The 13629-nt window shown below is 64.8% G+C and carries 14 protein-coding genes; 7 read left to right on the top strand and 7 right to left on the bottom strand.

The genetic code is table 11. The annotated features are described in order from the left end of the window. Window positions 1–60 precede the first annotated feature (60 nt). From recO to DI605_RS08000, 4 genes are all read left to right on the top strand, one after another. Entirely contained in the window at window positions 61–789 is a 729-nt protein-coding gene (recO, locus tag DI605_RS08015; RefSeq protein ID WP_293971688.1) for a DNA repair protein RecO, read from the top strand. A 127-nt stretch (window positions 790–916) separates the two neighbouring features. Next, a complete protein-coding gene (locus DI605_RS08010; RefSeq protein WP_293971685.1) occupies window positions 917–1918 on the top strand; it encodes a GGDEF domain-containing protein in 1002 nt (333 codons plus the stop codon). A gap of 257 nt (window positions 1919–2175) precedes the next feature. Beyond that, a complete protein-coding gene (locus DI605_RS08005; RefSeq protein WP_293971681.1) occupies window positions 2176–2565 on the top strand; it encodes a hypothetical protein in 390 nt (129 codons plus the stop codon). 166 nt (window positions 2566–2731) lie between these two features. Further along, window positions 2732–4822, top strand: coding sequence for a TonB-dependent receptor (locus DI605_RS08000; protein ID WP_293971678.1), 2091 nt, complete (start codon window positions 2732–2734; stop codon window positions 4820–4822). 89 nt (window positions 4823–4911) lie between these two features. On the opposite strand, the gene DI605_RS07995 is transcribed toward DI605_RS08000, so the two are convergent. After that, a complete protein-coding gene (locus DI605_RS07995) occupies window positions 4912–5616 on the bottom strand; it encodes a glutathione binding-like protein (protein WP_293971676.1) in 705 nt (234 codons plus the stop codon). A 76-nt stretch (window positions 5617–5692) separates the two neighbouring features. On the opposite strand from DI605_RS07995, the gene fumC reads away from it, so the two are divergent. The 3 genes from fumC to DI605_RS07980 all read left to right on the top strand — a co-directional run bounded on the left by fumC (window position 5693) and on the right by DI605_RS07980 (window position 7621). Next, on the top strand, window positions 5693–7084 hold the full coding sequence (gene fumC, locus DI605_RS07990) for a class II fumarate hydratase (protein ID WP_293971673.1): 1392 nt from the start codon (window positions 5693–5695) through the stop codon (window positions 7082–7084). Between the two features lie 112 nt (window positions 7085–7196). Then, window positions 7197–7418 (top strand): hypothetical protein, encoded by a 222-nt coding sequence (locus DI605_RS07985; protein ID WP_293971670.1) that lies wholly within the window; start codon window positions 7197–7199, stop codon window positions 7416–7418. Then, entirely contained in the window at window positions 7415–7621 is a 207-nt protein-coding gene (locus DI605_RS07980; protein WP_293971668.1) for a hypothetical protein, read from the top strand. Before DI605_RS07985 ends, DI605_RS07980 begins: the two co-directional genes overlap by 4 nt. Window positions 7622–7663: 42 nt before the next feature. Here DI605_RS07980 and DI605_RS07975 read toward each other — a convergent pair whose 3' ends face one another. The 6 genes from DI605_RS07975 to DI605_RS07955 form a co-directional block, all read right to left on the bottom strand. Then, on the bottom strand, window positions 7664–7855 hold the full coding sequence (locus DI605_RS07975; protein ID WP_293971665.1) for a hypothetical protein: 192 nt from the start codon (window positions 7853–7855) through the stop codon (window positions 7664–7666). 155 nt (window positions 7856–8010) lie between these two features. Then, a complete protein-coding gene (locus DI605_RS21485) occupies window positions 8011–8082 on the bottom strand; it encodes a DUF2585 family protein (RefSeq protein ID WP_367120039.1) in 72 nt (23 codons plus the stop codon). Between the two features lie 246 nt (window positions 8083–8328). Continuing rightward, complete coding sequence (locus DI605_RS07970; RefSeq protein ID WP_293971662.1) at window positions 8329–9525, bottom strand: site-specific integrase; 1197 nt, start codon at window positions 9523–9525, stop codon at window positions 8329–8331. Window positions 9526–9618: 93 nt separating this feature from the next. Continuing rightward, entirely contained in the window at window positions 9619–11757 is a 2139-nt protein-coding gene (locus DI605_RS07965) for a hypothetical protein (RefSeq protein WP_293971659.1), read from the bottom strand. 535 nt (window positions 11758–12292) lie between these two features. Next, on the bottom strand, window positions 12293–12532 hold the full coding sequence (locus DI605_RS07960; protein ID WP_293971656.1) for a hypothetical protein: 240 nt from the start codon (window positions 12530–12532) through the stop codon (window positions 12293–12295). Continuing rightward, on the bottom strand, window positions 12529–12798 hold the full coding sequence (locus tag DI605_RS07955) for a hypothetical protein (RefSeq protein WP_293971653.1): 270 nt from the start codon (window positions 12796–12798) through the stop codon (window positions 12529–12531). The genes DI605_RS07960 and DI605_RS07955 overlap by 4 nt, the downstream gene beginning before the upstream one ends. Window positions 12799–13629: the final 831 nt, after the last annotated feature.

The following is a 13629-nucleotide window of genomic DNA, read 5'->3' as shown; positions in this document are numbered from 1 at the left end:
GTCGGCGCTGGTGGGCGCCGGGCGCTTCCCCGGCGGCGGATCACCCCCTAGATCATCCCGATGCATATCGAGGCGGAGGCAATCGTCTGCGCGGTGCGCGGCCATGGCGAGCATGGCGCCATCGTCCGCGCGTTGACGCCGGATGACGGGCTGATCGCCGGCTATGTGCGGGGCGGGCGCTCGCGCCGGCTCCGGCCCGTGCTGATCGCGGGCAATCGCATTCGCGGCGACTGGCGCGCGCGCTCCGACGATCAATTGCCCGCGCTGGTGGCCGAACTGGCCGAAAGCCGCGCGGGGCTCCTGGGCGAGCCGCTGGCGGCGGCGGCGATTGATTGGGTGACGGCGCTTACCGCCGCCGTGTTGCCCGAAGGCCAGCCCTATCCGCGCCTGCATGTCGCGCTGGAGGGCGTGCTCGCCGCGATCGCGGCGGCGCCCTCCGCGCGCGGCTGGGCGGCGGCGCTCGCCCGCTATGAACTGCTGCTGCTGGCCGAGCTGGGCTTCGGCCTCGATCTTTCGGAATGCGTGGCGACCGGCGTGCGCGACGATCTGATATTCGTCAGCCCGAAGAGCGGCGGCGCCGTCTCGCGCGCGGCGGGCGAGGCCTATCGTGATCGGCTGCTGCCACTGCCGCTCTTTCTGGTGGAAGGCGGGGCGGGCGCGTGGCCCGATCTGATCGATGCGCTCGCGCTGACCGGCCATTTCCTGATTCGCGATCTGCTGACCGGGCCGGTCGCAGCCATAACCCCCGCGCGCGAACGCCTGATCGAAAGACTGCGCCGGATCGCCTGATTTGGTCCGGATCGGACAAAAAGAAGATCCGGAGCTCCAACGAGCGGGGATGGCAACGGATTGTTTGCGATTCGTCGTTACGCCCCGTCATCAGCAAATCACCGCCTCACGGATGGAGGTCATAAATATGTTGGCGCGCCGCGTAATCAGCTCCCCGAGCACCGCGACCGCTGTGGTGGCAGAGGATGTCGGGCCGAACGTCCTTTCCTTCCTGTCGCGGCAATCTTTGCCCGCGACACCGCAGAATTATACTTTGGGCTACCTTGTCGTCACGAACGGCGATGGCCTGGCCGCGCGTGCCGTGGATGCCGTCATCATGAACGGTGATCGGCTGAGCGCGGCCGATGTTTCCCGCATCCTGGCCGTTCATGGGCCGAAGGAGGAGGAACCGCAGGGCGAGAGCGAGGATGCGGCCAAGGTGCGCCGCCACACGCTGCGCCTGGCCGAATTGACGCAGACGGCCGTGAACGAGACGGGCGAATTCGGTCGGGCTCTGGAGGCCGAGCAGACGCTGCTCGCCGGCACCGTCGCCATCGCGGAACTCGTCGCGACGATGATCGAGCGTTCCACCCGCACGGAATCGCAGCTCGCCAAGGCGGCCAAGCAGATCGAGGATCTGAGGCAGGAAGTGGAGACGGCCAAGGGCGATGCGCATCATGACTCGCTGACCGGCCTGCACAATCGCCGCGGCGTGCTCGCCCGCCTGCAAGGGCTGCAGCCCGTGCAGCGCCCGCTGCTCGCCATGTGCGACATCGACAATTTCAAGTCGGTCAACGATCGCTACGGCCATGTCGTGGGCGATCGCGTGCTGAAGCTGGTCGCTAATTCCCTGCAGGAAAGCTGCGGGCAGAATTTCCTGGCGCGATGGGGCGGCGAGGAATTCGTTATCATCTTCAACGGTGCGATCACACCCGACGAGGCGTTCACCATCCTGAACCGGGCGCGCGAGGACCTGGCCGCGCGCAAGGTGAAGCTGCGCGCCACCGATCAGCCACTGGGCCTGCTCAGCTTTTCGGCGGGCATCGCCGCCTTCGGCGAGAAGTCGCTGGATCAGGCGATCGCGGCTGCCGATGCACTGATGTATCAGGCGAAGGCGAATGGCCGGAATCAGGTGCTGATCGAGGGCTGATCGGCGGAAAAGCCGCGCTTTCGCGGCAACAGTCGAGATATATATTCCTCCCGGTACAAAAATCGTTTGACCCTGCAGAGGGGGCGGCCTATCGGCTGCTCCCGCAGGAGCGGATGCCGCGCGCGGCGCCGCTTTCCAGATCCCGATCGGTGATCCGTGTCAGTCTCCGCCATGTCCGCCGCGCGCGACATGCTGCGTTAACCTGACTCACGCGAAAGGGGGCGGAACGGCAACGTTCTGCGTGAGGGAGACCAGGCGTGGGATATCTCGATCTGAACGCGGCTTATGCGCAATCCGCTCCGCTGGAAGCCTTCACCGGCCACGCCAATGCGCGCGGCGAGGTGGCGGAATTCTCGCCCCTCGAATGGACCACCATCCTCTTCTCGCGTCGCGACAGCCTTTCCAGCTTGGGCGAGCCCGGCCGGATCGCGCGCTTTCTCGGCCGGCTGTTCGGCATCGATCCCAAGCCCCGCCTCGCCGATGCGCGGCTGGAAGCGCTGCGGCGCTTCGCCGTCCTCTCCTGGCATCACGGCTATAACGTGCCCAAGTCCGAACTCGGGGCGTTCAAGCAGGCGGGTTATTCGGTCTCGCAGGCGGAAACGCTTCTCGCCAGCATCGCGATCGCACGGTCGGATCGTCGGGGCTGAGGCTCCGGCGCGTTTTCAGCCCCGGTGGCGGCGGATGCCGTGGGGCATCGCGGCGAATGACGGCCCCGGATCGACCATGACGGACTGATCCCCGGCGCATCCCGGCGGTTTTTTTGGCCGGGCGGGCTACCCGAAGGTCGCATCGCGTCCTAACCGTGCCGGCGGTATGGGACTGGGTCGAAACGAAGACGCGCAACCGGATCGCGGTGAGGGGAAGAGCTTGAGGCAGGCAATCATCGCCCTGGTGGCGACCACGGGACTTTCATGCGGATTCCCGGCCGCCGCGATCGCGGCAGACGCGGCGGGCGCCGACGCGGATGCGGCCGGATCGGAGATCATCGTGCTGGGCTCGGCCCTGTCACGCCCGGATTCCGATCGCGCTTATGATACCACGGTGATCGATCGGGCGCGGTTGACGGGCGATGCCTCCGGCCGGGTGGAAAATGTGCTGTCGGATGTGGCCGGGCTCCAGCAGTTCCGCCGTTCGGACAGCCGCTCGGCCAATCCTTCCGCGCAGGGCATCACGCTGCGCGCGCTGGGCGGCAACGCATCCAGCCGCACCCTCGTCCTGCTCGATGGCGTGCCGATCGCCGATCCCTTCTTCGGCTATATTCCGTTTAACGCCCTCTCGCCGGATCGCCTGTCCGAAGTACGCGTCACGCGCGGCGGTGGCAGCGGAGCCTTTGGTGTGGGCGCTCTTTCGGGCACGATCGAACTGGTCAGCGCCGGACGCGCGGATCTGCCGCCGCTCACCGCCAGCGCCTCCTATGGCAGCTTCGATTCCGTGCAGCTCGCCGCGACCGCCGCGCCGGACGTGGGCGCGGGCTACGTCGCCGTTTCGGGCCGTTACGATCGCAGCGACGGTTTCTACACGACGCCGGTGTCCCAGCGCGTCGCCGCCACGGCCCGGGCGCGCTATCGCGACTGGTCGACATCGATCCGCGCCGTCGCGCCAATCGACGAACTCACCGAATTGCAGACGAACATATTGGTGCTGCGCGACAATCGCACGCTGCGCTTTCAGGGGGCGGACAGCAGCACGAGCGGCGAGGATGCGAGCGTGCGCCTGATCCACCGGGGCGACTGGGCGGTGGATGCGGTTGGCTATGTGCAGGTGCGCAACTTCACCAACAAGGTGGTGAGCGCGACGACCTTCCGCGTCACGCTCGACCAGCGCGACACGCCGGCGCTGGGCGTGGGCGGCAAGATCGAACTGCGCCCGCCGGTGGGCGATCGCCACATGCTGCGCATCGGCGGCGATTTCCGCCGCGCATCGGGCGAATTGTTCGAGGATGGCTATAACGCCACGACCGGCGCGCTCACGCTGCGCCGCAATGCGGGCGGCAACCAGACCACCGCCGGCCTGTTCGTGGAAGACGAATGGAAGCTGGGCGATCTGATCCTCACCGGCGGCGGCCGCGTCGATCGCTGGAGTATCGACGATGGCTTCCTGCGTGTACGCAGCCCCACCGGCGCGCTCACCACGAACAACGTCTATGCCGATCGCGACGGCACCCGCGCGACCGGGCGCGCGGGGGCGCGCTGGCAGATCGCGCCCGTGATCGCGGTGCGCGCCGCCGCCTATACGGGCTTCCGCCTGCCGACGCCGAACGAACTCTATCGTCCCTTCGTGGTCCAGCCGATCACGACCGAGGCCAATGCCCAACTGAAGATGGAGCGGCTGCGCGGCGTCGAGGCGGGGATCGACCTGACGCCCGTCGAGGGCGTGTCGTTGAACGTGACCGCCTTCACCAATCGGCTGGAGGATGCGATCGCCAACGTGACGATCGCCACCAACACGCGCCGCCGCATGAATGTGGATGCGATCGTGGCGAAGGGGATCGAGGCCTCCGCCGCCGTGCGGCACGGGCCTTTCTCGATCACGGCGAGCTATGCCTTCAATGCCTCGCGCGTTCACGCTTCGGGCGTCGCGGCCGGATTGAACGGCTTCATTCCCGCGCAGAGCCCGCGCCACAATGCCGCGGCGACGGTGGCCTGGGCGCCGACCGGTGGTCCCTCGCTTTCCGCCACCGTGCGCCGGGTGGGCAAGCAATATGAGGATGATCTGCAGACGGACGTGCTGCCGGCCGTCACCACGGTGGATGGTGTCGCCACGCTTCCGCTGGGACACAAGCTGGCGCTGGTGGCGCGGGCGGAGAATATCTTCGACGTGAATATCGTGACGCGCAACGCCGGCGGATCGATCGACTATGGCACGCCGCGCACCCTGTGGATCGGCGTGAAGTTCGGAGGGTAGGAAAGCGCGCCGATCTCATCCCGATCGCCGGGCGCGAACGGGATGAGGGAACCGGTCCGTGCGCCCACGCGGGCGCACGGCGGAGACGATCAGGGGCGTGCCGGTATTTCCAGGCCGCGCTGCACGGCAGGCCTCGCCAGCGCGCGCTGGAGCCAGGCATCGACCGCGCCGAACTGATCGTAGCCCGTAATCTCGCGCGCTTCGTAAAAGCCGATCAGATTGCGGACCCAGCCCAGAATGGCCATGTCGGCGATCGTATATTCATCGCCCATGATCCACTGGCGATCCTTCAGGCGGCCTTCCAGAACACCGAGCAAGCGCTTGGTTTCGTTCAGATATCGATCGCGCGGCCGCTTGTCCTCATAATCCTTGCCGGCGAATTTGTGGAAGAAGCCGAGCTGGCCGAACATCGGGCCGATCGCGCCCATCTGGAACATGATCCACTGGATCGTCTCATAGCGGAGCGCGGGATCGGCGGCGAGGAACCTGCCGCTCTTCTCGGCCAGGTAGATCAGGATCGCGCCGGATTCCCACAGGGCGAACGGCTTGCCGCCGGGACCATCCGGATCGAGGATCGCGGGAATCTTGCCGTTGGGGTTCAGCGAGAGATATTCGGGCGTCCAGGTTTCGTTCGCGCCGATGTTGATCGTGTGCGGCTCATAGGCGAGACCCATCTCCTCCAGCGCGATCGATACCTTCACGCCATTCGGCGTGGGCAGCGAATAGAGCTGGATGCGATCGGGATGCTGCGCGGGCCAGCGGGTGGTGATCGGAAAAGAAGATAGGTCGGCCATGGTTGCTCCTGTGGACGCAACCGCCATCTAGGTATCGGCCCCGAGCGGCGCCAGACGGCAGGAGATTTCCAGGATCGTGACCGACACCCGCACCGAAACCGACAGCTTCGGACCGATCGAGGTTCCGGCCGATGCCTATTGGGGCGCGCAGACCCAGCGGTCGATCGCCAATTTCCCGTTCGGTGAACGCGAACGCATGCCGATCGGCATCGTGCACGCGCTGGCGATCGTGAAGCAGGCCGCCGCACGGGTGAACCGGGCGCACGGGCTGGCGGGCGAGAAGGCGGACGCGATCGAGGCGGCGGCGGCCGAAGTGGCGGCGGGCGAGCATGACGACCAGTTCCCGCTCGTCATCTGGCAGACGGGCTCGGGCACGCAGAGCAACATGAACGTGAACGAGGTGATCGCCGGGCGCGCCAACGAGATGCTGACCGGCCAGCGCGGCGGCAAGGCGCCCGTCCACCCCAATGACGACGTGAATCGCGGCCAATCCTCGAACGACAGCTTTCCCACCGCCATGCATGTCGCGGCGGCGCTGGCGGCGCGCGACAGGCTGCTGCCCGCGATGGAGCGCCTGGAAGCTGGGCTGCTCGAAAAGGCGAGGGCCTGGGACGATATCGTGAAGATCGGCCGTACCCACTTGCAGGATGCGACGCCGCTGACGCTGGGCGACGAGTTTTCCGGCTATTACGCCCAGATCCGCCTTGCCCGCACGCGCACCGCGCCGCTGGTGGAGCATGGCCTCGCCAGGCTGGCGCAGGGCGGGACGGCGGTGGGCACCGGGCTGAACGCGCCCAGGGGCTTTGCGGAAGATATCGCGCGCGAGATCAGTGCGATCACCGGCTTCGCCTTCGAAACCGCGCCCAACAAGTTCGAGGCGTTGGCGACGCATGACACGCTCGTCGATTTTTCGGGCCGGCTGAACAGCCTCGCCGTCTCGCTCACCAAGATTGCCAACGACATCCGCCTGCTGGGGTCCGGCCCGCGTTGTGGCCTGGGCGAGCTTTCGCTGCCGGAAAACGAGCCCGGCAGCTCGATCATGCCCGGCAAGGTGAACCCCACGCAGTGCGAGATGCTGACGATGGTGGCCGCGCAGGTGATGGGCAATCATGTCGCCGTCACGGTGGGCGGCATGCAGGGCCATATGGAACTCAATGTGTTCAAGCCGCTGATCGGCGCGGCCGTGCTGCGTTCGATCGATCTTCTGAGCGTGGGCATGGACAGCTTCCGCGAGCGTGCGCTGGACGGGCTGGAGCCCAATCGTGCGCGCATCGCCGAACTGCTGGAGCGATCGCTGATGCTCGTCACCGCGCTGGCGCCCGAGATCGGCTATGACAATGCCGCGAAGATCGCCAAGCACGCCCACCATGAAGGGCTGACGCTGCGCGAGGCAGGCAAAGCGCTGGGGCTGGTGGACGATGCGACGTTCGACCGGCTCGTCGTGCCGGAAACGATGCTGGGGCGGTAACGCGCGGCTTCCCTTCCGTTTGAGGGAGAGAGCCGTCAGAACTCGTCACGGAGGCGGAACCGATTGCGGGTTCGCGCGCTCCTTTCGGGCAGACATTCGGGAGATTTTCGGCGTGGGTGCGACGACGGTTGGAGCGCTGGTGGGTGGCGCGATCGATGCGATGAGCGGCGATGACAGCGCGGCCGATGGTGCGCTGGTGGGCGCGATCACGGCCAATGTGCTGAAGGTCGCGATCCCGGTGGTGATCACCTATGCGGTGGGCTGGGCGGTGCTGCGTGGCCTGGGGGCCGCGAAGGACAGGGTTTTCGGTGAGAAGAAGGACGTGAAGGCATGATCGGCAAGCTTATCGGCGCACTCGTCGGCCGCGAGATCGATCGCCGCGATGGCGACAGCGGCATCAAGGGCGCCGTGATCGGTGCAGCCGCGCCGGGCGTGCTGCGGCGGCTGGGGCCGCTCGGGATCGTGCTGGGCGGTGCCTATGTCGCCAAGAAGGTCTATGATCGGCGTCGCGCCCGGAAATCCGGGCCGGCGGCCTGAGTCTCTCCGGTCAGGTTGGCGGGACGGCGGTGACGTATGTCGTCACGCCGCCCGCGCGGTGCTCTTCAGGATGGCGACGAGGCGATCCCGCTCCCACAGCTCGACATCGCCGTCGCGCATGTGATCGGCCAGCATCATCAGGGCATCGCGGTCCTCGCCGCATTCGCCCAGCACATGGCTGTCGATGATGCGGCCGGAAGCGGCGTCCCGGTAGAAAAGTCGGTAACAGGGCATGGTGGCGCTCCTTGGTGCCCGGCCCTTGTGGTTAATCGCCGTGGCGCCCCGATTGCCGCTCTTTTGCGGCGCGGAAATATGCGACGAACGGTTTCTCGGCGGGGACGCCACGCCTTGCGTGCGCTGGTGCGGGCGCGAAATGACGGCGACGGCTTTTAGCCCAGCCCTGCCTGCCAGGTGCGTATCGCCTCGACCGGCCAGAGCAGCATCAGCACGTTGAGGATCAAAAACAGGCTCGGGAAAACGTATATTTCTCATCGCTGTAAGGCTGATTTTGGGGGTCGTTTTCCCATCGACCCACCTACCACCTAGAGTGGGCCGACTTCGTGTGAACGCCGCGATCCTAACGAACGCACATTGGTTCGATCGCGTCTTGGAAACGCGACCTATCATTCTCCGACCAAGCGCAGGTAGGCCACCCGCCGATCCTCCGATTCCAAGCCTGGGGGACGATCGGCGAGTGGCCCTCGTCGTTACGCAGCGGCCTGTGCTGACGAGGCTTCATCCGCCTTGGAGGGCCAGACCCCCATCACGTCGGCAGCAGCATCGACCGCAGCCAGCAGGGTGTCCTGCGAGAGATGAGCGTACCGTTGCGTGGTCGATTGCTGGGCATGGCCGAGCACCTTCGACACGACGTAGAGGGACTGGCCTGAGTTCACGAGATTGCTGGCGGCGGTGTGCCTTAGGTCGTGCATCCTGACTTCTGGAAGGCCGGCTTCCTTCCGGGCCGTATCCCAGCCGTGGAAGATCGAGTTGAATGGCTTGCGCGTGTTTGGATTGGGCACGAGGTACGGACACCCCTTCCATCGCGGAAGCTGATCCAGAACAGCCAGCGCCGCGCCAGACAGGGGCACGAAGCGAGCCTTGCCGGATTTGGAGAGCGGAATGCGCCACACGCGCCTGTCCGAGTCGAAGTCCTCCCATTTGGCGTCGAGCAATTCACGCTTCCGCGCGCCCGTCAGGAGCAGCAACGCCACGATGTGCTTCAACTGCTTGTTGCGGCTTCCCTCAATCGCGACCTTCAACCGATCGGCCTCATCCGCGCTGAGGAAGCGCTCCCGCTCATTGTTCATCTGCAGCTTGGTCAGGCCCTCGGTCGGGCTCTTCTCGGCCCCTACGATGCCCCACCGCTTCGCCAGCTTGTAGAGGTGGTTGATGATGACGTGGAACCGATTAACCGTCGCGGGAGCATAGCCGTCGTTCAACTTCGCCTTCAGGAACGCGCTCACATCGGTCTGGTGAATCTCGTCGATGCGGCGCCGACCAAACTTCGGCAGTATGTGGAGACGGAGATATCGTTCATCCACGTCGGGTGCCCGCTTGTATCCCGAGACATGCTCCAAGAAGCGTTTCGCCACCTCGGCGAAGGTCGGGACCGATCGCTTGGCCGCGCGCTCCTGAGAAGGATCCTCGCCAACGGTAACACGCGAGCGAACACGTTGGGCGACCTTCCGGGCGTGATCGCAGGTGACGTCGGAGGCCGCACCGATGCGATACTGCTTCTGCCGATTGTAGGCGTCCCGGTAACGCAGCGCGTACGTCTTCCCGCCGGTCTTGCGGACCTCCAGCACGAAGCCGGTGATGGCGGTGTCGAAATAGTCGATCTTGGTTTTGCCCGCCGGGCAGGAGGCGGTGAGCACAAAGGTGGAAGTGAGCTTAACGTTGGGCATGATGGTCCTCATGTGATTGGGGTAAAGGAGGGCCGTTCCCGGAACCGCATCGCTACGGCTCCGGGTGGCTTGTTCAGTGAGTTGAAGGGCGGCCTAGATGGCCGGGATCAGGGCTGGCGGGGTCTTGCCCTCAGCGAGCATTCCATCGAGCCATACACGCTCGATTGGCGCCTCTGGCTGCTCGGGTTCGATTGAGGAAGGCTTGTCGAACCGCAAGGCGACCGGGATCACGGACCACGCGCGTCGTTCAGTGCAATCGGCCTCGACGAGCTGGAGCCCGCGCACGATCCGGTTCTTGTTGCGCGCGAGGTATCGGCCAAACTTGGACTGGCTGACATGTCCCCGCTCGACGAACGGCAGCTCCATGACCGCGTCGCAAAGGTCGCCCTGCTTTTGCTCGTCGATGTGCCTGAGGATCTTACGCACCATCGTAGCGCGCTGTCCGAAGGTCTCCTTCCACGCGGAAAGCAGGTTGCCCAACGTCTCGGCATCGGGATCGTGCGCGATCTGCTCGATAAGGCTCTTCGCCGGATCGGGAAGGCCGAGCCAGATCAGGCTGTGCCGGCACAGGTCCGACCACTGTCCGAACCCCGGAACGCTGGGCACGTCCGCCTTCGGAGACCCGGCCGCTTTCCAGGCGCCGATGATCGTCAGGGCATCGCTGACATAGCTTTCCCGATGACGACGAACCTCACCCGCCGGATCGCCTGTGAATTCGCGGTCCGCCGGAAGGATGTACATCGACGCCACGCGCCGGGCCATATCTCTTAAGGGTCTAATATTATTCCCGGTTCCCATGACGAAACTGTTCGCCCGCGCGGTGATCGTGCTGTTCGTGCCGAGCCTGCGCTCGCTGATCCATCCGTTCGTGAGCATCCGATTGAGCGCCCCGTGCGGCAACCAGTCGGTCGGCATGTCGTCGAAGCATACTACCGCCGGCTGCTCGATTGCGATCGCGAGGACGACCTTCGTCGCCTCCTCGTTGGTCATGGGGTAGCTCATCGCGCGAGGCTCACCGGGACCGGCGAACGGTGCGATGACAGACGCGAGGTAGCTCTTCCCGCTTCCAGGCGAGGAGGCTGTGATGTTGAAGCCGGGCGCGAGATCGAGATAGTCCCGTATTGTCGCGGTCAGCATGGCACTGACTGCGGTGGTACGATCGGCGGGGTTCTCGAACACGAACTCGGTCAGCAACGTCTGCATCCGGCCCATTGCCGACAGCGCGTTGTCACGCGTGAGAGCTGGGATGTCGAACGCGTTGGCATCGAACGCAGCGAACGTGCCGGACGCAGCGTCATAGCCGGGGGTGGTTACAAGCTCACCGGCATCATTGAGGTACGGTTGCCGAGCGAGGCGCTTGAGCACCGGCAAGGCGCCGCATCCCTCGCTCTTGAGCAGAGCGACCACGATGTTGGTCGGCACGTCGCAGCGCCGCCAATCCTCGCTCCGTCCATCGAACTTCTCGAAATAGGCAGCCGCCGACAATGCCATGCCGAGCGCCTGCTCCGTTACCGGCTCGGTCCGGAAGTCTCCGGTCGCGGGATCGGTCTTCAGCGTGACGATCATGCCGTTGAACCGATAGAAGCCACCCCGCGCCGCGAGGATCTTCTCCGCACCGATCACCGAACGGTGCAAGTGGCCGCTCTTGATCCGAACGATAGGGAGGCAGAACGCATCCCGCCGTTCGACGTCGAGGTGATCGAGGAGAGCGCCGATCCTGCGCTTCTCCGCATGCCGACAAGGGCAATGGAAAGCCCCCATCGGCACCTCGTCGGACGGCGCATAGTAGCGCGCCTCCTGTGCCTCACCGGGAGCGTGTTCGCCCGCGAAGGGACAGGTGATGCGGTGCTCGTTTCCGCCCACCCAGCGGCCATACAGGCCTTTTCTCGTCAACGCCGCGACGACGGGGTTGGTCTCGGGCGCGGGACGGTACACATCGTCGGCGACGATCGCCTCTGCCGGCACGGAGTCATCTAGTGCGATCGACGGCAGCGTAGAGGGTAATGAGGGGGCTTCCCCGCCTTCACCCCCTAAGAGGCTGCCGCTCGGCGCGGATTGATACGTCTCGGCGGGGTCCGCTGGAACGGGGGCCGGGAACGGGATGATCGTCGCGGGTGCGCGATCTTGACCGGCAACAACGTCGTGGTCGATCTGCGAAGCAAGCGCATGCTCGCAGATTTCATCGTTCACAGGCGCAATAGCTGCCTGCGGCTCAGAGAAAATGTCTATCATTTACATAGCTTTCGATTGGATAGCCGGATGCTGTCCGGCCGCCAGTCGAGCGCGCCATTCGGTGCCTGCCAAAACGAATAGGGTCCTCCGGGGAAGGGCCAGCACGGAATGGAATATATGGTTCATACGGTCCCGGCTCGAACAGGATCGTCTGGGCGTTTTCTGGCATTGGCTGTCCGTCGGGGCATGTCTCTTCCCGTTCGCGCTTCGGCCGAATGTCCCGCTGTCCGTGCGGCCGCCAGCGCACACGGGGACATCTTCACGAGAGCAAGAAGCTCCCGTGGTACTCAACTCACACCAACGATGAGAAAGAACTTGGCCGTTACTTTCCGGCCACTGCCCGTCCGCTCGATCCGCCTTCATCTGAAGGTTCGGCAACTTGTCCCGGCACTTGGCGCCTTGTCGGCACCGTCCCCGCCGAAGCGGGACCGGGCTCCTATGAAGCTGTGGATAACTCGTCAACTGATTCGCCGGGCAGAAACGATCTTCGCGCCGAAGTGGCATTTGCCAGCGCCGAACTGTTGATCACGTAGGTTCACCCCTTGCGGAGCATGCCAGCGACGACCAAGAGCGCGATGAGGAAAATGAAGGCGAGCGGCTGTGCCTGCATCAGCAGGCCGACAAGTCCGATCCCGATCAAGCCGAACAGCTCGCGCGGGCACTCGAACAGGGCGACCACCAAGCCGATCAGGATTGCGATGCCCAGCACGACCGCCACGGCCTGCCCGGCCGCGATGATCGCTCCTGCGGCGAGGAAAATGCCAAGCCACTTCATCCGGCCTGCTCCCGGCAGATGGCGACCAGGACAGGATCGGCGTCATCGGCAATAATAAGTTCGAAGGCATGGCCCGCGTTGCCGACGAGCTGGACCGCGATGTGGTAGCTCCGGCTTGCGCGGTAGATGTAGTCGAACGATTGAACGAAGCAGGGATCGTCGTGCCGGCGTCCATCGGGATCAATGAGGGGCGCCCAGCCAATTGCTTCGATGAGGTCGGCCTCCGTCGTGTCGGCGGTACCGTTGCCGGCTGGACATGCGCGCATGCCACCCGGCCTCCGATGGATCGGCGACCGAGGTGCTGTACAAAGAGGTTTACAGACAGGTCTGACGTCAAGAAGGCTTCCCAGTTATTGCGCAAGCCCCCCAGAGTTAGATTGCCTGAACCTGTCAGGCACTGTCCGCCGTTCGTGCTTTTGAAGAACATTGTTTTGGGATGAAAAAGAACGCCACCTTTGGGGTTGTAGAATAGGGATACGGAAGCGTTCGGGAGGGCTGCCTTCGCTGTCTTCAACGCAGCCACGGCTGCTGTGTCGGTGATCGCATCGAGACCGACTACCAGTTGGAAATTGCCTGTACCGAGCAGTTTGCGTACCGCCGGCTCGGCCAAAGCGGTGTCGATCCCGGTAGACGTTGCGAACGCAAAAGCCGCAAAGCCGCCCACTGCGCTCGAAGCGGCAGCAACCAAAGCAGAATGAAGCGTGTCCCCTTCGTCGGGAACCTGAAGAGTGAGGGTCACCGGCTGGTTCCTGCAGCAGTGCTGTTTCTGCCCCCCTGCTGTAAACAAATTCGTTCTACGACTTGCCCGTCCACTCTGATCCTGCCCCCAAGCTCCGACTCAGTGGCAAGCTACTCGACGAAACAAACCGCCGTCCACGGCAAACCACCGTTCAAAGGCTCCCATCGGCGCCCCACCGGGAGCTCTTCAAGGCACAAGCAGCGACGCATCGCGGTAAGAGCAGGAGCGGTAGCCTGCTCGATGGCATAAGTGTAAGCTACCTTCATCCGGTCTAACCCCACCACGCCAAGATAAGCATGAACAACGGAGTTCGCGCTCAACTGTGTTTATGGCTCCCCTATAGCCAAGCTGTTGACAT

The organism is Sphingomonas sp., assembly GCF_003248515.1.
In the GTDB taxonomy this organism is placed as follows: Bacteria; Pseudomonadota; Alphaproteobacteria; order Sphingomonadales; family Sphingomonadaceae; genus Sphingomonas_I.
Note: the sequence above shows the minus strand (reverse complement) of the source record. Positions and strands in the feature narration are given on the sequence as shown.